Annotated in this window: 25 protein-coding genes and 1 tRNA gene; 15 read left to right on the top strand and 11 right to left on the bottom strand. The window is 61.8% G+C overall.

Annotated features, from left to right (window positions below; all coding sequences use genetic code 11):
• Positions 1-31: 31 nt before the first annotated feature.
• From ACI2JX_RS14745 to ACI2JX_RS14735, 3 genes are all read right to left on the bottom strand, one after another.
• Positions 32-319, bottom strand: coding sequence for a PA4642 family protein (locus tag ACI2JX_RS14745; protein WP_404690363.1), 288 nt, complete (start codon positions 317-319; stop codon positions 32-34).
• 68 nt (positions 320-387) lie between these two features.
• Positions 388-858, bottom strand: coding sequence for a hypothetical protein (locus tag ACI2JX_RS14740; RefSeq protein ID WP_264234740.1), 471 nt, complete (start codon positions 856-858; stop codon positions 388-390).
• Positions 859-970: 112 nt separating this feature from the next.
• Positions 971-1528 carry a hypoxanthine-guanine phosphoribosyltransferase gene (locus ACI2JX_RS14735; protein WP_186554180.1) on the bottom strand — a complete coding sequence of 186 codons (558 nt, stop codon included), beginning with the start codon at positions 1526-1528 and terminating at the stop codon, positions 971-973.
• 165 nt (positions 1529-1693) lie between these two features.
• Between ACI2JX_RS14735 and upp the strand changes: the two genes are divergently transcribed.
• Positions 1694-2332 (top strand): uracil phosphoribosyltransferase, encoded by a 639-nt coding sequence (upp, locus tag ACI2JX_RS14730; RefSeq protein WP_186554181.1) that lies wholly within the window; start codon positions 1694-1696, stop codon positions 2330-2332.
• A 2-nt stretch (positions 2333-2334) separates the two neighbouring features.
• Positions 2335-3609: a uracil-xanthine permease family protein gene (locus ACI2JX_RS14725; protein ID WP_404690362.1), complete on the top strand. Its 1275-nt coding sequence runs from the start codon at positions 2335-2337 to the stop codon at positions 3607-3609.
• Positions 3610-3744: 135 nt separating this feature from the next.
• Here the strand turns inward: ACI2JX_RS14725 and hemH are convergent, their stop codons facing one another.
• Both hemH and ACI2JX_RS14715 read right to left on the bottom strand, forming a co-directional pair.
• The gene (gene hemH, locus ACI2JX_RS14720) at positions 3745-4758 is read right to left on the bottom strand and encodes a ferrochelatase (RefSeq protein WP_404690361.1); all 1014 of its coding nucleotides are present in this window, start codon (positions 4756-4758) and stop codon (positions 3745-3747) included.
• Positions 4759-4771: 13 nt separating this feature from the next.
• Complete coding sequence (locus ACI2JX_RS14715) at positions 4772-5677, bottom strand: TIGR01777 family oxidoreductase (RefSeq protein WP_404690360.1); 906 nt, start codon at positions 5675-5677, stop codon at positions 4772-4774.
• A gap of 187 nt (positions 5678-5864) precedes the next feature.
• On the opposite strand from ACI2JX_RS14715, the gene ACI2JX_RS14710 reads away from it, so the two are divergent.
• The 5 genes from ACI2JX_RS14710 (at position 5865) to ACI2JX_RS14690 (ending at position 10923) form a co-directional block, all read left to right on the top strand.
• On the top strand, positions 5865-6851 hold the full coding sequence (locus ACI2JX_RS14710) for an NAD(P)/FAD-dependent oxidoreductase (RefSeq protein ID WP_186554185.1): 987 nt from the start codon (positions 5865-5867) through the stop codon (positions 6849-6851).
• A 108-nt stretch (positions 6852-6959) separates the two neighbouring features.
• Positions 6960-7919 (top strand): DUF523 and DUF1722 domain-containing protein, encoded by a 960-nt coding sequence (locus tag ACI2JX_RS14705; protein ID WP_404690359.1) that lies wholly within the window; start codon positions 6960-6962, stop codon positions 7917-7919.
• Positions 7909-8778 (top strand): MerR family transcriptional regulator, encoded by an 870-nt coding sequence (locus ACI2JX_RS14700; protein ID WP_404690358.1) that lies wholly within the window; start codon positions 7909-7911, stop codon positions 8776-8778. The genes ACI2JX_RS14705 and ACI2JX_RS14700 overlap by 11 nt, the downstream gene beginning before the upstream one ends.
• 7 nt (positions 8779-8785) lie before the next feature.
• Entirely contained in the window at positions 8786-10228 is a 1443-nt protein-coding gene (phrB, locus tag ACI2JX_RS14695) for a deoxyribodipyrimidine photo-lyase (RefSeq protein ID WP_404690357.1), read from the top strand.
• Complete coding sequence (locus tag ACI2JX_RS14690; RefSeq protein WP_264234734.1) at positions 10225-10923, top strand: SDR family oxidoreductase; 699 nt, start codon at positions 10225-10227, stop codon at positions 10921-10923. The genes phrB and ACI2JX_RS14690 overlap by 4 nt, the downstream gene beginning before the upstream one ends.
• Positions 10924-10955: 32 nt before the next feature.
• On the opposite strand, the gene ACI2JX_RS14685 is transcribed toward ACI2JX_RS14690, so the two are convergent.
• From ACI2JX_RS14685 to hemA, 6 genes are all read right to left on the bottom strand, one after another.
• Complete coding sequence (locus ACI2JX_RS14685; protein WP_264234733.1) at positions 10956-11474, bottom strand: acyloxyacyl hydrolase; 519 nt, start codon at positions 11472-11474, stop codon at positions 10956-10958.
• A gap of 114 nt (positions 11475-11588) precedes the next feature.
• A complete protein-coding gene (gene murI, locus ACI2JX_RS14680) occupies positions 11589-12386 on the bottom strand; it encodes a glutamate racemase (RefSeq protein WP_264234732.1) in 798 nt (265 codons plus the stop codon).
• Positions 12379-13134 carry a molybdopterin-synthase adenylyltransferase MoeB gene (locus ACI2JX_RS14675; protein WP_404690356.1) on the bottom strand — a complete coding sequence of 252 codons (756 nt, stop codon included), beginning with the start codon at positions 13132-13134 and terminating at the stop codon, positions 12379-12381. Before ACI2JX_RS14675 ends, murI begins: the two co-directional genes overlap by 8 nt.
• Entirely contained in the window at positions 13128-13958 is an 831-nt protein-coding gene (gene prmC, locus ACI2JX_RS14670; RefSeq protein WP_404690355.1) for a peptide chain release factor N(5)-glutamine methyltransferase, read from the bottom strand. The genes ACI2JX_RS14675 and prmC overlap by 7 nt, the downstream gene beginning before the upstream one ends.
• Positions 13958-15040, bottom strand: coding sequence for a peptide chain release factor 1 (prfA, locus tag ACI2JX_RS14665; protein ID WP_264234729.1), 1083 nt, complete (start codon positions 15038-15040; stop codon positions 13958-13960). Before prfA ends, prmC begins: the two co-directional genes overlap by 1 nt.
• A complete protein-coding gene (hemA, locus tag ACI2JX_RS14660; protein WP_186554195.1) occupies positions 15037-16314 on the bottom strand; it encodes a glutamyl-tRNA reductase in 1278 nt (425 codons plus the stop codon). Before hemA ends, prfA begins: the two co-directional genes overlap by 4 nt.
• 212 nt (positions 16315-16526) lie before the next feature.
• On the opposite strand from hemA, the gene ACI2JX_RS14655 reads away from it, so the two are divergent.
• The 8 genes from ACI2JX_RS14655 (at position 16527) to ychF (ending at position 23324) form a co-directional block, all read left to right on the top strand.
• Positions 16527-18248 carry a tetratricopeptide repeat protein gene (locus ACI2JX_RS14655; RefSeq protein ID WP_404690354.1) on the top strand — a complete coding sequence of 574 codons (1722 nt, stop codon included), beginning with the start codon at positions 16527-16529 and terminating at the stop codon, positions 18246-18248.
• 3 nt (positions 18249-18251) lie between these two features.
• A complete protein-coding gene (lolB, locus tag ACI2JX_RS14650; protein ID WP_186554197.1) occupies positions 18252-18869 on the top strand; it encodes a lipoprotein insertase outer membrane protein LolB in 618 nt (205 codons plus the stop codon).
• Positions 18870-18872: 3 nt separating this feature from the next.
• On the top strand, positions 18873-19718 hold the full coding sequence (gene ispE / locus ACI2JX_RS14645) for a 4-(cytidine 5'-diphospho)-2-C-methyl-D-erythritol kinase (protein ID WP_368971813.1): 846 nt from the start codon (positions 18873-18875) through the stop codon (positions 19716-19718).
• A gap of 34 nt (positions 19719-19752) precedes the next feature.
• A tRNA-Gln gene (locus ACI2JX_RS14640) sits at positions 19753-19827 on the top strand.
• A gap of 48 nt (positions 19828-19875) precedes the next feature.
• Positions 19876-20817: a ribose-phosphate pyrophosphokinase gene (locus tag ACI2JX_RS14635; RefSeq protein WP_099773531.1), complete on the top strand. Its 942-nt coding sequence runs from the start codon at positions 19876-19878 to the stop codon at positions 20815-20817.
• A 125-nt stretch (positions 20818-20942) separates the two neighbouring features.
• Positions 20943-21539 (top strand): 50S ribosomal protein L25/general stress protein Ctc, encoded by a 597-nt coding sequence (locus ACI2JX_RS14630; protein ID WP_264234725.1) that lies wholly within the window; start codon positions 20943-20945, stop codon positions 21537-21539.
• Between the two features lie 77 nt (positions 21540-21616).
• Entirely contained in the window at positions 21617-22201 is a 585-nt protein-coding gene (gene pth, locus ACI2JX_RS14625; RefSeq protein WP_264234724.1) for an aminoacyl-tRNA hydrolase, read from the top strand.
• 22 nt (positions 22202-22223) lie between these two features.
• Complete coding sequence (gene ychF, locus ACI2JX_RS14620) at positions 22224-23324, top strand: redox-regulated ATPase YchF (RefSeq protein ID WP_186554201.1); 1101 nt, start codon at positions 22224-22226, stop codon at positions 23322-23324.
• Positions 23325-23398: the final 74 nt, after the last annotated feature.

Below are 23398 nucleotides of genomic sequence, written 5' to 3'. Positions count from 1 at the left end.
TCATATCAGCCAGTCACTACGATTTGCTGGATCAACGCGCGTTGTTGATGATCTCGATGTACTCAGGCGCATTGCGCTGATCGGCAATCTGCTCGACGAAGGTCTGGCCATGCTCGTCTTTACCGTCCAGGTCCAAACCGGCCTCGACGAAGAAGCCGACAAAACGCTCGAAGTCGTCAATGCGCAGACCACGGTAAGCCTTGACCAGCTTGTGCACAGACGGCGAGGTCACGCCATCGGCCGGCTCGAACTGAAGGAACGACTTGATGTAGTCGTCGCTGATCTCGTCACCAATCACCTGCTTCTTGTCTTTACGCATTGCCGACTCCAACTGGACCATCACGGAATTTCGAAGGCCGGCAGTTTACCCCTCGCAGCGCGCAGGCCTCAACGCGTACGTACGGTACCGGTGTGCAGATCGGCCCAGATATGGCCATTGGCGTAGGTCAGAAACTGCACATAGAGCGTCTCGTTGCGCAGCAAATCCATGATCACCCGGTAGTCAGCGAGCGGATAGTTCAAGGTCAGGGTTCGGGTCTTGTCGTCGTACACCGGCTTCTTCAGGCTCTTGCCACCCTCGCCATCGAAGCTGAGCAGCACCTGGCTGATGGTCGCCCCCTTGCTCAGGGGCTTGCCTTTGAGGCGCATCTGCAATGAAGCGGTAATCGGGATTGGCTGCTGGTCGGACTGACGCTGGGTACCCACCACCACCGAGTAGTCGGTGACCTGCAGCAATTGCTGGCCGGTCGGCGCTTCCTGGCGCAGGGACTGGTCATCGGGCGGAAGGAACTGGCTGTGCAATGGCGCCGCGGACAACGGCAAGCTCACCGCCAGCAGGAGGGGGATAAACGCACGCATGTGAGGCTCCTTGGCATGAAGGGGCACTCTAGCATGAGCGGTTGGCCTGTACTGGCCCTATCGCGGGGCAAGCCCGCTTTGACAGCGGGAGCACGATAGGGCCAACAGAGCCTTACAGGCCTTTTACGGCAAAGATGCCATTGGCGTTGCGCCAGTAGCCTTTGTAGTCCATGCCGTAACCGAAGATGTAGCGATCGACGCACGGCAGGCCGACGTAGTTGGCCTTCAGATCAGGGCTGGCCTTGCGGTCGTGGTCCTTGTCGATCAACACGGCGGTGTACACCGAGCGGGCACCAGCGTGCTTGCAGAAGTCGATGATGGCGCTGAGGGTGTGACCTTCGTCGAGGATGTCATCGACGATCAACACGTCACGGTCGATGAACGACACTTCTGGCTTGGCCTTCCAGAACAGCTCGCCGCCGCTGGTCTTGTTGCGATAGCGGGTGGCGTGCAGGTACGAGGCCTCCAGCGGGAACTGCAAGTGAGTCAGCAGTTTGCCCGCAAAGATCAGGCCGCCGTTCATCACACAGAACACTACCGGGTTCTTGTCGTGCAGCTCTTGGCAGATCTGCTCGCCGACCTTGGCGATAGCGGCCTCTACTTCGGCTTCGTTGTACAGGCAGTCTGCCTCGCGCATGACTTGACGGATGTGCTCGAGATCGGCGGACATGGCGCTCTCCAAGGGGGTCGGAATTGGAAAAGCGGGCAAAGGTACGCATCCGCTCGTCCCAGATCAAGCGTTTATGGACTAACGTGCTGAATGACCAGACGACAGCTCAGGCTGAATAGATTAATCTAGCGCGGTTTTTTTGCCCGCCTCCCGGAGCCCTCCCCTATGCCTACTCGTGAGATCCGCCATCCGCTGATCCGCCACAAGCTCGGCCTGATGCGCCGTGCCGACATCAGCACCAAGAATTTTCGCGAACTCGCCCAGGAAGTCGGCGCGCTCCTGACCTACGAAGCCACTCAAGACCTGCCGCTGGAATCCTACGAAATCGACGGCTGGAGCGGTAAAGTCCAGGTCGAGAAAATCGCCGGCAAGAAGATCACTGTAGTGCCCATCCTGCGTGCCGGCATCGGCATGCTCGACGGCGTGCTCAGCCTGATCCCAGGTGCCAAGGTCAGCGCCGTGGGCGTTGCGCGCAACGAGGAAACCCTCGAAGCACACACCTACCTGGAAAAGCTCGCCCCCGATATCAACCAGCGCCTGGCGCTGATCATCGACCCAATGCTGGCGACCGGCGCCTCAATGGTCGCCACCATCGACCTGCTGAAAAAAGCCGGTTGCAAGGAAATCCGCGCGATGGTCCTGGTGGCCGCGCCCGAAGGGATCGCCACGGTCGAACAGGCTCACCCGGACGTGAGCATCTATACCGCTTCGATCGACCAGTGCCTGAACGAACATGGCTACATCATCCCTGGCCTGGGCGACGCTGGAGACAAGATCTTCGGCACCAAGCAGAAGGACGCCTGACCATGCAGGACGGCTTCAACGACCCGCTCTGGCGCCAGGTCGTCTCGGGCGCGCAGATGCTCTTCGTGGCATTTGGCGCGCTGGTGCTGATGCCGCTGATCACCGGCCTCGATCCTAACGTGGCGCTGTTCACCGCGGGTATCGGCACCCTGCTGTTCCAGTTGGTGACCGGCCGTCAGGTACCGGTGTTTCTCGCCTCCAGCTTTGCCTTCATCACCCCGATCATTCTCGCCAAGGGTCAGTTCGGCCTGGCTGAAACCATGGGCGGGGTGATGGCAGCCGGCTTCGTCTACACCTTCATGGGCTTGATGGTGAAGATCAAGGGCACCGGTTTCATCGACCGCATGCTGCCGCCGGTAGTGATCGGCCCAGTGATCATTTCCATTGGCCTGGCCATGGCGCCGATTGCCGCCAACATGGCCATGGGCAAGGGCGGCGACGGCGCCGCGTTGATGCCGTACAAGACCGCGATGCTGATTTCGATGCCGGCCCTGCTCACCACTTTGATCGTGGCAGTGTTCGGCAAAGGTATCTTCCGCCTGGTGCCGATCATTTCGGGCGTACTGGTGGGCTTCGCCCTGTCGTTCGCCTTTGGCGTGGTCGACACTGCCAAGATTGCTGCCGCGCCGTGGCTTGAGCTGCCTAACTTCACCGCCCCGGCCTTCAACTGGCAGGCCATTCTGTTCATCGTGCCGGTTGCCCTGGCGCCAGCGATCGAACACATCGGCGGGGTGATTGCCGTGGGTAGCGTGACCGGTCGCGACTACCTGAAAAAACCCGGTCTGCACCGCACCCTGCTCGGTGATGGCCTGGCTACGACCGCAGCCGGCCTGTTCGGCGGCCCACCCAACACCACCTACGCCGAAGTGACCGGCGCGGTGATGCTGACCAAGAACTACAACCCGAAGATCATGACCTGGGCGGCGATTTTCGCCATTACCCTGGCCTTCATCGGCAAGTTCGGAGCACTGCTGCAGAGCATTCCGGTGCCCGTGATGGGCGGCATCCTGTGCCTGCTGTTCGGTTCGATTGCTGCGGTGGGCATGAACACCATGATCCGCCACAAGATCGACCTGGGCGAGGCTCGCAACCTGGTGATCGTTTCGGTGACCCTGGTATTCGGTATCGGCGGCGTGCTGATCGGCAGCGGCGACGGCCCGGACGATTGGGGCCTGAAGGGTATCGCCCTGTGCGCCGTGGTGGCCATTGCCCTGAACCTGTTGCTGCCGGGCAATGATGGTTGGAAGAACAAGAAGATGGATGATCAGTTGCCCTGATTCTAGGGCAGTAGATTGGTGATGTCAGTACTGGCCTCTTCGCGGGCAAGCCCGCTCCCACAGGGATCGAGTGCACCGCGCCCCCTGTGGGAGCGGGCTTGCCCGCGAAGAGGCCAGTATTACCAACCTCAAACCTCAGGCCTTTTCGCACATCCCCGCCAACACCTTCACCCACTCCGGGTGATCGTTCAGGCATGGCACCAGGACCAACTCCTCGCCACCTGCCTCAATAAACTGCTCACGCCCGCGATCACCGATCTCCTCCAGCGTCTCGATGCAGTCCGCGACAAACGCCGGGCACATCACCAGCAGCTTCTTCACGCCCGCCTTGGCCAATTCATCCAGGCGCGTCTCGGTATACGGCTCGATCCACTTGGCACGGCCCAACCGTGACTGGAACGACACCGACCACTTGCCATCGGCAATGCCCATCTTTTGCGCAAAAGCCTTGGCCGTCGCCAGGCACTGACCGCGGTAACACACGGCGCGCATCTCGGCGCTGGCATCCTTGCAGCAATCAGCCGCCTGAAAATCATGCCTGCCGGTTGGATCGAGCTTCTTCAGGTGGCGCTCGGGCAAGCCGTGGAAGCTCAGCAGCAGGTGATCGTAGGGCTGCTCAAGGTGCGGCTTGGCACTGGCGACCAAGGCATCGATGTAGCTTGGCTGGTCATAGAATGGCTGCAGCACGCGCATCTCAAGCGGCAACTGGCGCTCGGCAATGGTCTGCTTGGCCAGTTCGACAACCGTGGTCACCGTGCTGTCGGCGAACTGTGGATACAGGGGCGCCAAGGTCACCTTGCGCACGCCTTGCGCGGCCAATCGAGCGAGCACATCGGGCAGTGCCGGCTGGCCATAGCGCATGGCCATTTCCACCGGACCATGCGGCCAATGGTCGACCATCGCCGCTTGCAGGCGGCGGGTCAGCACCACCAGCGGAGAACCCTCATCCCACCAGATCGAGGCGTAGGCATGGGCCGACTGTTCCGGGCGCTTGACCAGGATCAGCGAGACCAGCAAGCGCCGCACTGGCCACGGCAGGTCAATCACGTAGGGGTCCATCAGGAACTGATTGAGGTAGCGGCGCACGTCGGCCACCGAGGTTGAAGCCGGTGAACCCAGGTTGACCAGCAGCAGAGCATGATCGGTCATGCAGCGTCCTATGTCAGAGGCGGCTGGACAGGTTGTCCAGCGCCGATTGCAGATCGTTGAAGCGGAACGTGAAACCCGCCGCCAGCAAGCGCACCGGGCGCGCACGCTGACCGCCAAGCAGCAAGGTCGACAGCTCGCCGAGCCCAGCCTTGAGCAGCAGCGCCGGCACCGGCAAGCGAGCCGGGCGGTGCAGGGCCTTGCCCAGGCGCTTGGCGAACTCGCGGTTGCGTACTGGCTCTGGCGCGCAGGCATTATAAGGACCGCTGGCGTCGTTGTGCCGCAAGAGAAAATCAATCAGGGCGACCTGGTCGTCTATATGGACCCACGGCATCCATTGCCGACCATCGCCCAAAGGCCCGCCCAGGCCGAGTTTGAACGGCACGCGCAGGCGCGACAAAAAGCCGCCATCACTGGCCAGCACCAACCCCGTGCGCACCAGCACCACGCGAATGTCCAGGGCCTGCGCACGCTGCGCGGTTTCCTCCCAGGCGATGCACAGCTGGCTGGCGAAATCTTCCTTGACCGGCGGCGACGCCTCGGTCAGCTCACGCTCGCCACCATCGCCATACCAGCCGACAGCGGAGCCAGAAATCAACACCTGCGGGCGCTGCTGACGCTGCTCCAGCCAGCCCAGCAATTGCTCGGTGAGGGTAATCCGGCTGGCCCACAGCAGATGGCGCCGGGCAGCGGTCCATGGCCGATCGGCAATCGGCGCGCCAGCCAGATTGACCACTGCATCGACCACATCGTCTGCGGCCAGGTCATCCAGACGGGCAATCCCGCGTACCGCCGAACCACACAATCTAGGCACCTGTTCCGGGCGGCGGCTCCAGACAGTCAGGCGGTGGCCCTGGTTTATCCAGAACTGGCAAAGGTGCTGGCCGATCAAGCCAGTACCGCCGGTCAGCAATATATGCATGGCTGTGTCCTCGCAGAGGGCGGCCGTGGTCTATTTTTAAGATCAAGGCACTTTTTTGACCGAACGCTCTCGGATAAACATAGGCCAACCTAGCCTATCGAGCGGAATAACCTTATACAAACATTGTGCATTGTACAGGTTTGCCTGACCGCGTAATCTGCTTATAGCAAGGTTCGAAGAGGCCATCATGACAGTACCTATTGCCATCATCGGTGCCGGGATCGCCGGCCTTTCCGCAGCCCAGGCCTTGCAAAAGGCCGGGCAGACCGTCCACCTGTTCGACAAAGGCCATGGCAGCGGTGGGCGCATGGCCAGCAAGCGCAGCGAAGCTGGCGCGCTGGACCTCGGCGCCCAATACTTCACCGCCCGCGACCGACGCTTCGTCGAGCAGGTGCAGCAGTGGGTGGCTGCCGGCTGGGCCGAGCAGTGGAAGCCACAGCTGTACAACTACCGCGACGGCGAGCTAACCCCCTCCCCCGACGAACAGACCCGTTGGGTTGGCGTGCCACGCATGAGCGCGATCACCCGCGGTCTGCTCAAGGATGTCACGGTCAACTTCGGCTGCCGCATCGCCGAGGTATTTCGCGGCAAGCAGTACTGGCATCTGCAGGACACCGAAGGCTGCAGCCATGGCCCGTTCAGCCGCGTGGTGATCGCCGTGCCCGCGCCTCAGGCTACGCCTTTGCTGGCCGCCACGCCAAAACTGGCCGCGGTTGCCGCTGGCGTGCAAATGGAGCCGACCTGGGCGATTGCCCTGGCCTTCGAAACCCCACTCGATACGCCGATGCAAGGCTGCTTCGTACAGGACAATCCGCTCGACTGGCTAGCCCGCAACCGTAGCAAGCCAGGCCGCGACGAGCAGTTGGATACCTGGGTACTGCATGCCACTTCAGACTGGAGCAAGCAGCATATCGACCTGAGCAAGGAGGCCGTGATCGAACAACTGTGGGGTGAGTTCGCCGAACTGGTTGGCTGCGTGGTCCCCGCACCCTCGTTCGCCCTGGCCCACCGCTGGCTCTACGCACGACCCGCGGGCAACCATGAATGGGGAGCGTTGGCCGATGCCGACCTGGGCTTGTATGCCTGTGGTGATTGGTGCCTGTCGGGGCGGGTCGAGGGCGCTTGGCTGAGCGGGCAAGAGGCGGCCAGACGACTGCTGGAGCATCTGGACTAAGCATCCGGGCAACCTATACAGAAATAATTGTTTGCATAAGTTTATGGCTGTGCTGGAATAGACTTGTACATAAGATACGCCTGTGTACAAGTTTTCCGGAGACAGCGAATGAACGCTTCGTCGAAACCCCGCATCGGTATCAGTGCCTGTCTGCTCGGCCATAGCGTGCGCTACAACGCCGGCCACAAGGCTTCGGAGCTGTGCCTCAAATCTTTCGAAGCGCATTTCGATTGGGTGCCGCTGTGCCCCGAAGTGGCCATCGGCCTGGGCGTGCCGCGCGATCCGATCCGTCTGGTGGGCGATCCGCAACGACCCGAAGTGGTCGCTACCCGCAACCCCGGGATGGATCTGTCGGGACCGCTGCGCGCTTACGGCGAACAGATGGCCACTGAACTCGATGATATCTGCGGCTACATCTTCATGCAGAAGTCGCCCTCCTGCGGCCTTGAGCGGGTCAAGGTGTACCAGGACAACGGCCATCCTTCGGTCAAGGGCGGGCGTGGCGCCTACGCCGATGAGTTCTGCGCGCGCCGCCCCGATCTACCTGTGGAGGAAGAAGGCCGCCTGCATGATCCAGTGCTTCGGGAAAACTTCATCAGCCGCGTCTATGCCTATGCCGACTGGCAGCAACAACTCGCCGAAGGGCTCACTCGCGGGGCCTTGATCCGTTTCCATTCACGCTACAAATACCTGCTGATGGCCAATAACCCACAGGCCTATCGTCAGCTCGGACGGTTGCTGGGCAATCTGCGCCGTGATGACGACCCGCAGACCGTCGGCACCGATTACTTCAGCCAGTTGATGCAGGCCTTGCGCCGCTGCGCCAGCCGCGGCACCCACGGCAATGTGCTGCAGCACCTGAGTGGTTACCTGCGCGGCGCACTAGGCAGTGACGACCGCGCCGAGCTGCAGCAGGTGGTCGGCCAGTACCAGCAAGGCATCGTGCCGCTTGTAGTGCCGCTCACCTTGCTCAAACACCACCTGCGCAACCATCCGGATCCATACTTGAACCAGCAAGCTTATCTACAGCCACATCCCGAAAGCCTGGGATTGCGCAATGCCGTCTGAAACGCTGCTGGCCATTGGCGAGCTGGCGCGCCGCACTGGCGTCAACCCGGTCACCCTGCGCGCCTGGGAGCGGCGTTACGGGCTGCTCAAGCCGCAGCGCACAGCCAAGGGGCACCGGTTGTATCCTGAGGAGCAAGTCGAGCGCGTGCAGACCATCCTCAGTTGGCTGGAGCGCGGCGCTTCGGTAGGGCAGGTCCGCGAGCTGCTCGAGCGCGCGCCAAGTATCGCACCCGTTGGCGATTGGCAGAGCCGTGAACAGGCGCTGATCGAGGCCATCGGCATGCTCGCCCAGCGCCCCCTTGACCAACAGCTCAACCAGGCCATGGCGCTGTACCCGGCGATCACCCTCTGCGAGCAGCTGCTGATGCCGCTGCTGCACAGCCTCGCACGGCGTTGGCAAACCCACTTCAACGCACGGTTGGAGCACGCTTTCTTCCACACCTGGCTGCGCAGCAAGCTGGGGGCGCGGGTCTACCACGACAATCAGCAACTGCAAGGCAGCCCGGTTTTGCTGGCCGTCGACAGCGAGCGCCCCTTCGATGCCCAGTTGTGGCTATGCGCCTGGTTGCTGAGCAGCAGCGGCTATCAGGTTGAGGTACTGGAGCAGCCGGTCAGTGGCGCGCAACTGCTACGCGCGGTCAATCAGTGGCAACCACGGGCCCTGCTGCTGCACCTGGGCCCGCGTATCGACGTGGTGGTGCTGGAGCGAACCTTGCGGGGCATCGACGGGGTGAAACTCCTGGGCGGCGAGACAGTCTCCCTCCATGAGGCCCAGTTGCATGCCTTGGCACTGCCGCAGCTGTTGTTGTTCGACACTCCGCAGGCGGCCTTGCGCCTTCTGCAGCAATCACAGAGATGACTCACACATGCAACTGATCTGGCTGCGCAGCGACCTGCGAATAGATGACAACAGCGCCTTGAGTGCCGCCTGCGCACGTGGGCCGACCATTGCCCTGTGGATCGCCAGCCCCGGCCAATGGCTGGAACATGACGACGCGCCGTGCAAGGTCGACTTCTGGCTGCGCAACCTGCGCGACCTGCGCCACTCGCTGGAACAACTGAACATCCCCTTGCTGATCCGCAAGACCGCTACCTGGCAGCAGGTGCCGCAAGTGCTGCTGGAGGTCTGCCGTGAGCACCAGGTAGAAGCCGTGCACTGGAACGAGGAGTACGGCATCAATGAACAGCGACGCGACGAGGCCACCCAAGCCCTGCTGGATCAGTCTGGAGTGTCCACATCGACCTACCTTGATCAACTGCTGCTGCGCCCTGGCACAGTCCTGACCCGCAGCGGGCACTACTTCCAAGTGTTCGGCCAATTCAAGCGTGCCTGCCTGGAGCGATTGCATCATGGCCTGCCAGCGCTGGCGCACAAGGTCAACGCGCAGGCGCCTTTAGCCATCGCCAACGACCCCATCCCACACCAGATCGAGGGTTTCGAGGCGCCCCCGCTCACCCTGCGCGAGCATTGGCCCGCCGGCGAAGCCGAGGCGCAGCGCCGCTTGGCGGCCTTTATCGAGGACGTGGTCGAGGATTACCCGCAGCTGCGTGACCTGCCTGCCGAACCTGGCACCAGCCAGCTCTCACCGTATCTGGCCGCCGGGGTGATTTCGCCACGCCAATGCCTGCACGCCGCCCTGTCCGCCAACCACGGCGAGCTCGACAGTGGCAGCAGCGGGGTTCAGACCTGGATCAACGAGCTGCTCTGGCGCGAATTCTACAAGCACATCCTGGTGGGTTATCCACAGGTGTCGCGCCATCGCCCCTTCCGTGCGCATACCGAAGCGCTGCCGTGGCGAGATGCCCCTGAAGACTTGAAGGCCTGGCAGGAAGGACGTACCGGTTTCCCACTGATCGACGCCGCCATGCGCCAACTGCTGGAAACCGGCTGGATGCACAATCGCTTACGGATGATCGTCGCCATGTTCCTGAGCAAGAATTTATTGATCGACTGGCGCCAGGGCGAGCGCTACTTCATGCGTCACTTGATCGACGGCGACCTGGCAGCCAACAACGGCGGCTGGCAATGGAGCGCATCGACTGGAACCGACTCCGTGCCGTATTTCCGCATCTTCAATCCGGTCACCCAATCGCAACGCTTCGACCCCAAGGGGCGCTTCATTCGCCATTGGCTCCCTCAATTGAAGGGCCTAAATGAAAAAACTATTCATTTGCCCGTGAAGTCTGCCGATCTATTTGCTACAAACTCTTACCAGAGTCCGATTGTCGATCTCGCTAGTAGTCGCCAGCGCGCATTGGAAGCCTTCAAAGGCTTGGCCGGCTGGCAGGATCAGGGGGCAGTATCTTGAATAACTCACGCAGTTTCTGGGTAACCGGCGCGACCAATGGACTCGGTATAGCTCTGGTGAGCGGATTGCTCGAGCAGGGGCATCGGGTCGCCGCCAGTGGCATACAAAGCCAGGAGCTCACAGCCTTGGCCAGCCACTACGGCGAACGCCTGCTGCTTTTACCTGGGCAGTTGCATGACAGTTCGCAGGCGCAGGCCGCCGTTACACAGCTGCAGGCGGCGTGGGGATCGCTGGATGGTTTGCTCATCAATGCCGGCACCTGCGACTACCTGGCGGATGATCTGCCGGATACCGACCTGTTCCAAAGCATCGTAACCAGTAACCTGCAAGCCAGTGCCAATTGCCTGGCCGCTGCCCTGCCCTTGCTGACCAAGGGCGATGCTGCACAGGTCATGGCTATCCTCAGTCGTTACTCGGCGATGCAACTGTATGAACCCAATCAGCCACTGAGCGGTTTCAACAGCCCCCCGCACTGGTTCCGCGAGCAGCGCCAGGTATTGCTGGACCTGGGTATCGATCTGACGCTAGTAGCGCCGCAGTCGTTGAAAGCGCCGGTGACGCTGGCCCAGGCGGTGCCTGAACAGTGGACGGCGCAGAGTGCTGCGCAAGTATTGCTGGCCAGCCTGCCCAAGCGTGAACCTGAATTAGTGCTAGAGGCTCTGAGCCTCAACAGCCTTTGGCCGTTGCCACGGTAGGCAACAAGGGCCGCAAAGCGGCCCCGGCAAACCTAAAGTGCCATGCGGTAGTGCAGGCTATAGCTCTCAACCCCATCGTTGGGTTGCTTGATCCCGGCGTTGGAATAATGAATGGCGCGCACGCCAATCTCATGCCCGCCGGCAAAGCGCAAACCAAAGCCGATGCGGTCCTCGAACTGGAAGGACGAACCCAGCTCATTGCTTTCAAGTTCAGTGCTGGAGAACGCCGCCACGCCGATTCCCGCTTCGATGTACGGCTTGACCGAGTCCCCGGCAAACTCGTAGACGAATACCGGCGCGAACGACAGGCTATGGTTGCTCGCGGTCTGATCGCCATCCCAGTAGGTGTACGCCCCATCCCAATAGCCGGTTAGGCGACCGACACTGGTCTGCCACCAGCTTGCATCCCAATTCGACTGCAGACCCAACCGGTAGACCATGGTCGAATCGCCGGTCTGCCCCACCGAGAAAGAAACATCAGCGGCCTGCGCCGCGCCCAAGTGCCCCACAGTCAAGGCGGCAGCCGCCACCAAACCAAGCAGTTTCTTCATGAGAAACGTCCTTTTTCCTGATGCTGTTGTTAGTGTTTCGCCCTCACAGGCAAAGCAATAGAAATCAGCAGCTGTACGATAGTTCAGCTTTCTGCGTGGCTTTTCACACTTTTTTTACATCGAAAAGCTTTGCACGCTGTCGGACTTCTTCCACAGCAAAGGTAGGATTTTTCTCAGATTTTCCGGGTCCGCACTGCTCCAGAACGCCGTATCGCGGGCCGGGCCGTCGGCCAGCAGCTGGCGCTCGGCCAGCAGCCGTTGCAGCTGCCGCGCCACCGCAGCGCCGGTGTCGATGATCGCCACATCGGCCGGCACCATTTCGGCCAGCAGCGGACGCAAGAAGGGGTAGTGGGTGCAACCGAGAATCAAGGTATCGCAGCCGGCCCTGAGCAGCGGCTGCACGTAGCCAGCCAGCAGCTGGCGCAATTGGGGGCTGAACAAGTCACCCGCCTCGATGCACTCGACCAGGCCCGGACATGGCTGGGTGATTACCCGTACATCACTGGCAAAGCGATCGAGCAAGGCGGCGAACTTGGCACTCTGCAGGGTGCCGGTGGTGGCCAGCACCCCGACCACGCCCGAGCGGGTCGCCGCAGCAGCGGGCTTGACCGCAGGCTCCATGCCCACCAGCGGCCAGCTGGGATACAGCTCGCGCAGGTCGGCCACTGCGGCCACGGTAGCCGTGTTGCAGGCCAGGACCATGGCCTTGGCGCCTTGCTGCTGGAAGAACCCAGCGATATGGCGCAAGCGCTGGCGGATGTAATCGGGAGACTTTTCGCCATACGGCACATGCCCGCTGTCAGCCACATACAACAGCGACTCGTTGGGCAGCAGGCGCTGGATCTCGGCGAGTACCGACAGACCGCCGACCCCCGAATCCATCACGCCCACTGGCGCCGAACGATCAGCCATGGCGAGTGCCGCACACTGCACACGCAGGGTCGCGCTTGACCCGGAGCTCGCGCATGCGCGTGCTCAGCGCGTCGATCAGCAGCAGGCGGCCGACCAATGGCTCGCCAAAGCCAGCGAGCAGCTTCAATGCCTCGAGCGCTTGCAGGCTGCCCACCATCCCCACCAAGGGGCCGATCACGCCGGCTTCACTGCAGGTCAGCTCGGCTTCGCTACCATGGCCATACAGGCAGTGGTAGCACGGGCTGTTTTCGCGGCGCGGATCGAATACCGAAAGCTGCCCCTCCAGACGAATCGCCGCACCACTGACCAGCGGCTTGCCAGCCGCCACGCAAGCGGCGTTGACCGCCTCGCGGGTGGTGAAATTGTCGGAGCAGTCCAGCACCAGGTCGACCGCTGCCACCGCAGCCGACAGTGAATCTTCATCCAGAGCCTGGCGATGAGCGACCAGCGTGATTTCAGGATTGATCACCTGCAAGCGCTTGATCGCCGAATCCACCTTGCCCAGGCCAACGCTGTCGGTGTCGTGGATGATCTGGCGTTGCAGGTTGGTCAGGTCGACCGTATCGAAGTCAGCCAGGTGCAGTTCGCCGACACCCGCTGCCGCGAGGTACAGCGCCACCGGCGAGCCGAGCCCACCCACGCCGACCACCAGCGCCTTGCTTTGCTTGAGCCGCAACTGGCCGTCGATGTCGACCTGGGCCAGCAGGATCTGCCGGCTGTAACGCAGCAGTTCCTGGTCACTCAGCATGGCAGGCGCCCCAAGGAGATGCGCTCATGGCCGCCCAGGTCAATCCGGCTGCAAACGTCACCGAAACCCTGCTGGCTGAGCAACTCACGCACGTCTGCGGCCTGATCGTAGCCGTGCTCGAGCAGCAGCCAGCCGCCCGGCAGCAGGTGTCCTGGGGCCCGGGCAATGATGACGCGCAGATCATCCAGCCCGTCCTGGCCCGCCACCAGGGCACTGCTCGGTTCGAAGCGGACATCGCCAGCCGCCAGGTGCGGATCTTCGGCACGGATGTAGGGCGGGTTACTGATGATCAGGTCAAAACGTTCGCCGTCCAGGGCGTCGTACCAGTAGCTGGTGCGCACGTGGACATTGTTCAGCTGCAGACGCTGGCGGTTACGCTCGGCCAGGGCCACCGCCTCATCGATACGGTCCACTGCCACCACCTGCCAAGCCGGTCGCTCGCTGGCCAGGGCCAGGGCGATGGCGCCCGTGCCGGTACCCAAATCGAGCATTCGTGCGGGGGTCGCAGGCAGCAATTCAAGGGCAGTTTCCACCAGCAGCTCGGTGTCTGGACGGGGAATCAGGGTATGCGGCGCCACTTCAAGATCGAGCTTCCAGAAGCCCTGCTGACCAAGAATGTACGCCACCGGCTCACCGGCGCGACGGCGGCCGAGGAAATCGGCGAACACTTGCGCCGCCTCGCTGCTGACGATTCGCTCGGGCCAGGTGTGCAGGTAGCTGCGCGACTTGCCCAGGGCGGCAGCCAGCAGCAGCTCGGCATCCAGCCGTTCGGTCGGGGAGTCGGGCAGTTGCGCGTTGCGCAGCAGGCTGGCGATGATGGTCATTATTCCCCCAGCGCGGCCAATTGATCGGCCTGGTACTCGGCCAGCAACGGTTCGATCACGGCTTCGACGCCACCGGCGAGGATGTCGTCGAGCGAGTACAGGGTCAGGTTGATGCGGTGATCGGTGACTCGGCCCTGTGGATAGTTGTAGGTGCGGATCCGCTCGGAGCGGTCACCGGAGCCGACTAGCAGCTTGCGCTCGCTGGCAATCGCGTTCTGCGCGGCGCTGGTCTGAATGTCGTTGAGCTTGGCCGACAACCAGGACATGGCGCGAGCACGGTTCTTGTGCTGCGAGCGCTCTTCCTGGCACTCGACCACGATCCCGGTGGGCAAGTGGGTAATGCGGATTGCCGAGTCGGTCTTGTTGATGTGCTGACCACCGGCGCCAGAGGCACGGTAGGTGTCGACACGCAGGTCGGCCGGGTTGATCTCGATCGCCACCTGCTCATCCGGCTCGGGCAGTACCGCCACGGTACACGCCGAGGTGTGGATACGCCCCTGCGACTCGGTCTCTGGCACGCGTTGCACGCGATGCGCGCCCGACTCGAACTTGAGCTTGGCGTAGACATTGTCGCCTTCGACCCGGGCGATGATTTCCTTGTAGCCGCCGTGCTCGCCCTCGTTCTCGGAGAGAATCTCCAGGCGCCAGCCGCGTTTTTCGGCGTAGCGCGAGTACATGCGGAACAGATCGCCGGAGAAAATCGCCGCCTCGTCACCGCCAGTGCCAGCGCGGATTTCCAGGAACACGTTGCGCCCGTCATTAGGGTCCTTGGGCAGCAGCATGCGCTGCAACTGAACCTCCAACGCGGCCAACTGATCCTTGGCCTCGCGCACCTCTTCCACGGCCATTTCGCGCAGGTCCGGGTCGCTGTCCTTGAGCAGCGCTTGCGCGCCTTCGAGGTCGTCCTGAACCTTGCGCCACTCTTTGAAAGCAGTGATCACCGGCTCGACTTCGGCGTACTCGCGCGAATAGGCACGAAAACGGGTCTGGTCGGAAATGACCTCGGCATCGCCCAGCAGGGCGGTGAGTTCCTCGAAGCGATCCTGGAGAATGTCCAGTTTGTTCAGCAGCGACGCTTTCATTGCGGGGGTTTGTCCGTGGAGCCCTCATTGAGGGCAAAGAGTTCCTGGGCCATGGCCAGCGCATCTACGCGGCCTTCGGCCGAGAGCTTTTTCAGTTGCACGCTGGGGGCGTGCAAGAGTTTGTTAGTCAGGCCCCGAGCCAACTGGGCCAGCACATCTTCCGGGTTGCCACCGTTGGCCAGCAGGCGCTGGGCCTTTTGCAGTTCTTCATCGCGCAGCCGCTCGCTCTGCTGGCGGTAGGCCTTGAGCACATCCACCGCGGCCAGCTCGCGCAGGCGCACCATGAAATCCTCGGCGCCCACCGAGACCAGCTCTTCGGCGGCCTGGGCCGCGCCCTGGCGGCTCTTGAGGTTTTCCGCGACCACATCGTGCAGGTCGTCGACGGTATACAGGTAGACGTCGTCCAATTCGCCAACTTCTGGTTCGATATCGCGCGGCACGGCAATGTCGACCATGAAGATCGGTTTGTGCCGACGCTGTTTCAAGGCGCTTTCCACCGCCCCTTTGCCGAGGATCGGCAACTGACTGGCGGTCGAACTGATGACGATGTCACTGTTGGCCAATTCCTGGGGGATGTCGGCCAGCAGCACGGCATGCGCGCCAAACTGTTCGGCAAGAATGCTGGCGCGCTCCAGCGTCCGGTTGGCCACCACGATGCGCCGCACACCTTGCTCATGCAGATGGCGGGCGACCAGGGTGATGGTCTCGCCCGCACCGATCAGCAGCGCTTGGCTGCGGCCCAGGTCGCTGAAGATCTGCCGGGCCAGGCTGACTGCGGCAAACGCCACCGACACCGGGTTCTCGCCGATCGCGGTGTCGGTGCGCACCTGCTTGGCGGCGCTGAAGGTGGCCTGGAACAACCGGCCAAGCAGCGGACCAATGGTGCCAGCCTCGCGAGCGACGGCGTAGGCCGACTTCATCTGGCCAAGAATCTGCGGTTCGCCAAGCACCAGCGAGTCGAGCCCGGAGGCGACCCGCATCATATGCCGCACGGCGTCGTGCTCTTCGTGCACGTAGGCACTGGCGCGCAGCTCGTCGAGGCTCAGCTTATGGTACTCGGCCAGCCATTGCAGCACGGCATCGGCTGCCAGGTGGTCCTGCTCTATATAGAGCTCACTGCGGTTGCAGGTCGAAAGAATCGCCGCCTCACGGCTGGCGGTCAGTCGGCAAAGCTGCTGCAGGGCATCGACCAGCTGCTCTGGCGTAAACGCCACGCGCTCGCGTACGTCTACCGAGGCAGTCTTATGGTTGATACCAAGTGCAAGAAAGGCCATGCAAGGTCGCTGGTTGTGACGTGAAGCCGATAATTGTCCTACTTCGCAGGATTCAGAACAACCACCGTTCGCTATTGTCCTAATAGATTGCGGCCATACCCTGGCGCAAACACAGTCATCCTGAAATGAACAGCATGCCTTCGCAGGTGGGTTTGCCACTGCGCTTGTGTCATCATGCTCCGACCGCCGGTTAGCACTTCTAAGCCTCATCTATGAATAGATCCTACGCACTGCTGCTTACCCTCGCCCTGCTCCAGGGCTGCCAGAGCCTGGCCCCGAAAGACAGCGAGGCGCAGTCGTCTGTGGCCGCCAAGGCCGCGCAGGAAAAGCCCGTGGCGTACGGATCGTTCAAGCAGGAAACCGTCTACAGCCTGCTGGTAGCGGAGCTGGCCGGCCAGCGCAACCGCTTCGACATCGCCCTGGCCAACTACGTCGATCAGGCAGAGAAAACCCAAGACCCCGCCGTTTCCGAACGCGCCTACCGCATCGCCGAGTACCTCGGGGCTGACGAACCGGCCCTGGATACCGCGTTGATCTGGGCGCGCAATGACGCGCAGAACCTCGATGCGCAGCGCGCCGCCGCAATCCAGCTGGCACGCTCCGGGCGTTATGACGAATCCATGACCTACATGGAAAAAGTCCTGCAAGGCCAAGGCGATACTCACTTCGACTTCCTCGCCCTGTCTGCCGCCGAAACCGACCAAAGCACCCGTGACGGCCTGATGCAAAGCTTCGAACGGCTGCTGGTCAAATACCCCAATAACGGCCAACTGGTGTTCGGCAAGGCGCTGCTGCTCAATCAGGACGGCAAGGCTGAAGAAGCGCTGTCGCTGCTTGAGGCGCACCCACCGCAAAACGGCGAAATCGCCCCGATCCTGCTTCGCGCTCGCCTGCTACAAGCCCTGGACCGTGGCTCGGAGGCCTTGCCGCTGCTGCGCGGGGCCATTCGCGACAATCCCGACGACAAACGCCTGCGCCTGACTTACGCCCGCACCTTGGTAGAACAGGATCGCATCGGCGACGCCAAGGCCGAATTCGAAAGCATGCTCCAGCAGTACCCGGAGGATGACGAGCTGCGTTACTCGCTGGCGCTGGTGTGCCTGGAGAACAAAGACTGGGACGAAGCCGAGGGCTACCTGCAAGAGCTGGTCGAGCGCGACAGCAACGTCGATGCCGCGCACCTGAACCTGGGACGCATCCGCGAGGAGCGCAACGACCCTGAAGCGGCGCTGCGCGAGTACGCCCTGGTCGGCACCGGCCCAGACTATCTGCCGGCGCAACTGCGCCAGGCTGACATCCTGATTGCCAATGGCCGCGGCAGCGAAGCCTCGCGCCTGCTCGCCGAAGCCCGCGAAGCGCAACCGGACTACGCCATCCAGCTGTACCTGATCGAAGCCGAGAGCTACGGCAACAACGGCAAGGACGCGCAAGCCGACCAAGTACTGCAACAAGCGATCAAGCGTTACCCGGACGACCTCAACCTGCTCTATACCCGCGCCATGCTGGCGGAGAAGCGCGGCGATCTTGCCGAGATGGAAAAAGACCTGCGCGCGATCATCGCTCGCGAGCCGGAAAACGCCATGGCCATCAACGCCCTGGGCTACACACTGGCCGACCGCACCACCCGCTATGCCGAGGCCAAGCAGCTGATCGAAAAAGCCCATCAGCTGACCCCCGATGACCCCGCCGTACTCGACAGCCTGGGCTGGGTCAACTACCGCCTGGGCAACCTCGACGAGGCCGAACGCTTGCTGCGCCAGGCCCTGGAGCGCTTCCCCGATCATGAAGTGGCCGCCCACCTGGGCGAAGTGCTCTGGGCCAACGGCAAACGTCGTGAAGCCCGCCAGGTCTGGGCCAAAGCCTTCCAAGCCCAGCCCGACAGCACCATCCTGCGCAAGACCGTCTTGCGCCTGACCGGATCAGAGACCCTTTAAGCCATGTTTCTGCGTCATTGCATCACCTTTACCCTGATCGCCCTGCTGGCCGGTTGCGCCGGCTTCGGTTCTCGCGAAGCCTTGCACGGCCAGGGCGACCCAAAGCTGTGGCGTGAGCACAAAGCTCAGCTGAGCACCCTCGACGGCTGGCAGATCAACGGCAAGGTCGGTATCCGTGCGCCGAAAGACTCCGGCAGCGGCACCCTGTTCTGGCTGCAACGCCAGGACTATTACGATATTCGCCTGGCCGGCCCGCTCGGCCGTGGCGCGGCGCGGCTGACCGGTCGCCCCGGCGGCGTAGTGCTGGAAGTGGCCAATCAGGGCCGCTATGAAGCCCCCAGCCCGGAGGCTCTGCTCGAACAACAACTGGGCTGGCAGTTGCCCGTCTCCCATCTGGTCTGGTGGGTGCGCGGCCTGCCCGCGCCTGACAGCAAGAGCCAACTGACCCTGGGCGATGACAGCCGCCTGGCCAGCCTCAGCCAAGACGGCTGGCAGGTGCAGTACCTGAGCTACACCGAGCAAAACGGCTACTGGCTACCCGAGCGCCTCAAGTTGCACGGCAAAGATATCGACGTGACCCTGGTGGTCAAAGACTGGCAACCACGCCAGCTGGGGCATTGATCTGTGGATAAGCTCACCCTGCCTGCCCCGGCCAAGCTCAATCTCTGGCTGCACATCATCGGTCGCCGCGCAGATGGCTATCACGAGCTGGAAACCGTTTTCCAATTCCTCGACTACGCCGACCACCTGACCTTCGCCGTGCGCGAGGACGGCCAGGTGCGTTTGCAAACCGCAATTAACGGGGTCGACCACGACAGTAACCTGATCGTGCGCGCCGCCCGCCAACTGCAAGCGCAATCAGGCTGTACGCTGGGCGTCGACATCTGGCTGGACAAGATCCTGCCCATGGGCGGCGGCATCGGCGGCGGCAGTTCCGATGCCGCCACCACCTTGCTGGGCCTGAACCATCTGTGGCAACTCGGCTGGGATGCCGATCGCCTGGCCCAGCTGGGCCTGAGCCTGGGCGCCGACGTGCCAGTGTTCGTCCACGGTCACGCAGCGTTCGCCCAAGGCGTCGGTGAACAGCTGACCCCGGTCGATCCAGAACAGCCGTGGTATGTCGTGCTGGTGCCGCAAGTGTCTGTCAGCACAGCGGAAATTTTTTCACATCCGCAGTTGACACGTGATTCCCTCCCCCTTAAGATGCGCCCCGTTCCCGAGGGAAACAGTCGAAATGACTGCCAACCGGTGGTAGAGCAAAGTTATCCAGAAGTTCGCAATGCGTTGAATCTACTGGGTAAATACACTGAAGCTCGACTGACCGGCACTGGAAGTTGTGTGTTTGGGGCCTTCCCAAGCAAAGCCGAAGCTGATAAAGTTCTGGCCCTTCTTTCAGAGACCCAAACAGGGTTTGTGGCGAAAGGAAGCAATATTTCGATGTTGCATCAACAGCTACAAAGTCTGCTCTAGAAGTCGAGTGCCAAGCACTCGCAGCAACAGATACAGGGGCGTCGCCAAGCGGTAAGGCAGCAGGTTTTGATCCTGCCATGCGTTGGTTCGAATCCAGCCGCCCCTGCCATTTTCCTTATACTCATCCAGGTATACCCTCAGCCTTCAGGTACTGCGCGTGTCCAAGATGATGGTCTTTACGGGGAACGCTAACCCCGATCTGGCTCGGCGTGTCGTACGTCAGCTGCATATCCCTCTCGGTGACGTCTCTGTCGGTAAATTCTCCGACGGCGAGATCAGCACTGAGATCAATGAAAATGTCCGCGGTAAAGACGTCTTCATTATTCAGCCGACCTGCGCTCCGACCAACGATAATCTGATGGAACTGGTAGTGATGGCCGACGCCTTCCGCCGCTCCTCAGCTTCCCGAATCACTGCCGTGATTCCTTACTTCGGATACGCCCGCCAGGACCGCCGTCCGCGTTCGGCACGTGTAGCCATCAGCGCCAAAGTTGTCGCTGACATGCTCACTGTCGTGGGTATCGACCGTGTTCTCACCGTCGACCTGCACGCTGACCAGATCCAGGGTTTCTTCGATATTCCTGTCGACAACATCTACGGCTCGCCCGTACTGGTCGACGATATCGAAGACCAGCGTTTCGAGAACCTGATGATCGTCTCCCCAGACATCGGCGGCGTCGTGCGTGCACGTGCTGTTGCCAAGTCGCTGGGTGTCGATCTGGGTATCATCGACAAACGCCGTGAAAAGGCCAATCACTCCGAAGTGATGCATATCATCGGCGACGTCGAAGGACGCACTTGCATCCTGGTAGACGACATGGTCGACACCGCCGGCACCCTGTGCCACGCGGCCAAGGCCCTGAAAGAGCACGGCGCTGCCAAGGTTTACGCCTACTGCACGCACCCTGTTCTGTCTGGCCGAGCGATCGAGAACATCGAGAAGTCGGTATTGGATGAGCTGGTGGTGACCAACACCATCCCGCTGTCCGCCGCTGCTCAAGCCTGTGACCGTATCCGCCAGTTGGATATCGCACCGGTTGTCGCTGAAGCGGTCCGCCGCATCAGCAACGAAGAATCGATCAGCGCGATGTTTCGCTAAGCGGAACACACGTTGACGAAAAGCGCCCCGCCCCAACACTCGCTGTTGGGGCGGGGCTTTTTTGCCCACCCCGTTTGGCGCTGGTCGCAAACGCCTGCGGGAGATGGCTATTTTGGAGAAACAAAATGACTGATTTCATCCTGAACGCTCAAGCGCGTACTGACCTGGGGAAAGGTGCGAGCCGCCGCCTGCGTCACTCCGCCAGCATCCCTGCCGTTGTCTACGGTGGCGGTAAAGAAGCGCAATCCCTGACCATCGTGGCCAAGGAAATCGCCAAACTGTTCGAAAACGAAGCTGCCTACAGCCACGTGATCGAGCTGAACGTTGACGGCACCAAGCAAAACGTCATCGTTAAAGCCATGCAGCGTCACCCAGCCAAGCAATTCATCATGCACGCTGACTTCATTCGCGTCGTTGCTGGCCAGAAGCTGACTGCTGTTGTTCCAGTGCACTTCATCAACGAAGAAGCACCGGTCAAGAAAGGCGGCGAGATCTCGCACGTTGAGTCGCAGATCGAAGTGTCCTGCGAAGCCAAGGACCTGCCAGAGTTCATCGAAGTCGACCTGGCTAACGCTGAAATCGGCACCATCATCCACCTGTCGGACCTGAAAGCTCCGAAAGGCGTAGAGTTCGTCGCTCTGGCCCACGGTGATGACAAAGCTGTTGCCAACGTTCACGCTCCGCGTGTTGCGCCGGAAGCTGCAGAAGGCGCTGCTGAGTAATCTACTCGGCACGCCGGTGTTGACCGGGTTACAGTGCTCAGCGCTGTAACCCACCAACTCCAAGGAAGAGCCCCTACGTGACCGCCATCCAGTTGATCGTTGGCCTGGGTAACCCCGGCCCCGAATACGAACAGACCCGGCATAACGCAGGGGCTCTTTTCGTTGAACGCATTGCTAGCGCCCAGCGTGTCTCCTTGACTGCTGACCGCAAATATTTCGGCCTGACGGCTAAATTCAGCCATCAGGGCAACGACGTTCGTCTGTTGATCCCCACCACCTACATGAACCGTAGCGGCCAGTCCGTGGCGGCTTTGGCCAATTTCTTCCGGATCAAGCCGGAAGCGATTCTGGTGGCTCATGACGAACTCGACCTGCCTCCCGGCGTCGCCAAGCTCAAGAAGGGCGGCGGCCACGGCGGGCATAACGGCCTGCGCGACATCATCGCGCAGCTCGGCAACCAGAACGACTTCCATCGCCTGCGGCTCGGCATCGGCCACCCAGGTGACGCCAAGCTGGTCTCCAACTTCGTCCTCGGCCGCGCACCGCGCGCTGAACAGGACAAGCTCGACGCCAGCATCGACTTTGCCCTCGGCGTGCTGCCGGACGTGCTCGCCGGCGACTTCGCCAAGGCCATGCGCGAGCTGCACGGCCAGAAGGCCTGATATTACCTAGAGGGGAATTTCCATGGGTTTCAATTGCGGCATCGTCGGCCTGCCCAACGTCGGCAAGTCCACCCTGTTCAACGCGCTGACCAAATCCGGCATCGCGGCTGAGAACTTCCCCTTCTGCACCATCGAGCCGAACAGCGGCATCGTGCCGATGCCCGATGCGCGCCTGGCGGCCCTGGCCGAGATCGTCAAGCCTAACCGCATCCTGCCGACCACCATGGAGTTCGTCGACATCGCAGGCCTGGTAGCCGGTGCCTCCAAAGGTGAAGGCCTGGGCAACAAGTTCCTGGCCAACATCCGCGAGACCGACGCCATTGCCCACGTGGTGCGCTGCTTTGAAGACGAGAACGTGATTCACGTTTCCAACAGCGTCGACCCCAAGCGCGACATCGAGATCATCGACCTGGAGCTGATCTTCGCTGACCTCGACAGCTGCGAGAAGCAACTGCAGAAGGTTGCCCGTAACGCCAAGGGCGGCGACAAGGATGCCCTGGCGCAGAAAGCCATCCTGGAAAAACTGATCCCACACTTCACCGAAGGCAAGCCTGCGCGCAGCCTGATGAAGAACATGGCTGACGACGAGAAAGCCGTGATCCGTGGCTTCCACCTGCTGACCAGCAAGCCGGTGATGTACATCGCCAACGTCGCTGAAGACGGCTTCGACAACAACCCGCACCTGGACGTAGTCCGCGCCATCGCCGAAGAAGAAGGCGCAGTGGTGGTGCCGGTGTGCAACAAGATCGAAGCCGAGATCGCTGAACTCGACGACGGCGAAGAGAAAGACATGTTCCTCGAGGCCCTGGGCCTGGAAGAGCCTGGCCTGAACCGGGTGATCCGCGCAGGTTACGAACTGCTCAACCTGCAAACCTACTTCACTGCCGGCGTGCAGGAAGTACGTGCCTGGACCGTACGTGTCGGCGCCACCGCCCCGCAAGCGGCCGGCGTGATCCACACCGACTTCGAGAAAGGCTTCATCCGCGCCGAAGTGGTGGCCTATGACGATTTCATCCAGTACAAGGGTGAAGGCGGTGCAAAAGAAGCCGGCAAATGGCGTCTGGAAGGCAAGGACTACATCGTCAAAGATGGCGACGTGATGCACTTCCGCTTCAACGTCTGATTCGGCTGTAATACGCGACGCCCTCACGCAAAGCACTACACTGAAGGCGTAACTGAAGCGGGATAACCGAAGCG

Origin of the sequence: Pseudomonas sp. NPDC088890 (assembly GCF_044900155.1) — a bacterium.
Lineage (GTDB): Bacteria > Pseudomonadota > Gammaproteobacteria > Pseudomonadales > Pseudomonadaceae > Aquipseudomonas > Aquipseudomonas urmiensis.
Note: the sequence above shows the minus strand (reverse complement) of the source record. Positions and strands in the feature narration are given on the sequence as shown.

Excerpts from the sequence above, each read along its gene's own strand:
- prfA (WP_264234729.1), bottom strand. The coding sequence starts at position 15,040 with ATGAAAGCGTCGCTGCTGAACAAACTGGACATTCTCCAGGATCGCTTC.
- ACI2JX_RS14630 (WP_264234725.1), top strand. The coding sequence starts at position 20,943 with ATGACTGATTTCATCCTGAACGCTCAAGCGCGTACTGACCTGGGGAAA.
- ACI2JX_RS14710 (WP_186554185.1), top strand. The coding sequence starts at position 5,865 with ATGACAGTACCTATTGCCATCATCGGTGCCGGGATCGCCGGCCTTTCC.
- prmC (WP_404690355.1), bottom strand. The coding sequence starts at position 13,958 with ATGACCATCATCGCCAGCCTGCTGCGCAACGCGCAACTGCCCGACTCC.
- ACI2JX_RS14705 (WP_404690359.1), top strand. The coding sequence starts at position 6,960 with ATGAACGCTTCGTCGAAACCCCGCATCGGTATCAGTGCCTGTCTGCTC.
- hemA (WP_186554195.1), bottom strand. The coding sequence starts at position 16,314 with ATGGCCTTTCTTGCACTTGGTATCAACCATAAGACTGCCTCGGTAGAC.
- ACI2JX_RS14735 (WP_186554180.1), bottom strand. The coding sequence starts at position 1,528 with ATGTCCGCCGATCTCGAGCACATCCGTCAAGTCATGCGCGAGGCAGAC.
- ACI2JX_RS14725 (WP_404690362.1), top strand. The coding sequence starts at position 2,335 with ATGCAGGACGGCTTCAACGACCCGCTCTGGCGCCAGGTCGTCTCGGGC.
- lolB (WP_186554197.1), top strand. The coding sequence starts at position 18,252 with ATGTTTCTGCGTCATTGCATCACCTTTACCCTGATCGCCCTGCTGGCC.
- ACI2JX_RS14745 (WP_404690363.1), bottom strand. The coding sequence starts at position 319 with ATGCGTAAAGACAAGAAGCAGGTGATTGGTGACGAGATCAGCGACGAC.
- ACI2JX_RS14655 (WP_404690354.1), top strand. The coding sequence starts at position 16,527 with ATGAATAGATCCTACGCACTGCTGCTTACCCTCGCCCTGCTCCAGGGC.
- ACI2JX_RS14675 (WP_404690356.1), bottom strand. The coding sequence starts at position 13,134 with ATGCTGAGTGACCAGGAACTGCTGCGTTACAGCCGGCAGATCCTGCTG.
- ACI2JX_RS14715 (WP_404690360.1), bottom strand. The coding sequence starts at position 5,677 with ATGCATATATTGCTGACCGGCGGTACTGGCTTGATCGGCCAGCACCTT.
- upp (WP_186554181.1), top strand. The coding sequence starts at position 1,694 with ATGCCTACTCGTGAGATCCGCCATCCGCTGATCCGCCACAAGCTCGGC.
- murI (WP_264234732.1), bottom strand. The coding sequence starts at position 12,386 with ATGGCTGATCGTTCGGCGCCAGTGGGCGTGATGGATTCGGGGGTCGGC.
- hemH (WP_404690361.1), bottom strand. The coding sequence starts at position 4,758 with ATGACCGATCATGCTCTGCTGCTGGTCAACCTGGGTTCACCGGCTTCA.
- ACI2JX_RS14700 (WP_404690358.1), top strand. The coding sequence starts at position 7,909 with ATGCCGTCTGAAACGCTGCTGGCCATTGGCGAGCTGGCGCGCCGCACT.
- ACI2JX_RS14685 (WP_264234733.1), bottom strand. The coding sequence starts at position 11,474 with ATGAAGAAACTGCTTGGTTTGGTGGCGGCTGCCGCCTTGACTGTGGGG.
- phrB (WP_404690357.1), top strand. The coding sequence starts at position 8,786 with ATGCAACTGATCTGGCTGCGCAGCGACCTGCGAATAGATGACAACAGC.
- ychF (WP_186554201.1), top strand. The coding sequence starts at position 22,224 with ATGGGTTTCAATTGCGGCATCGTCGGCCTGCCCAACGTCGGCAAGTCC.
- ACI2JX_RS14740 (WP_264234740.1), bottom strand. The coding sequence starts at position 858 with ATGCGTGCGTTTATCCCCCTCCTGCTGGCGGTGAGCTTGCCGTTGTCC.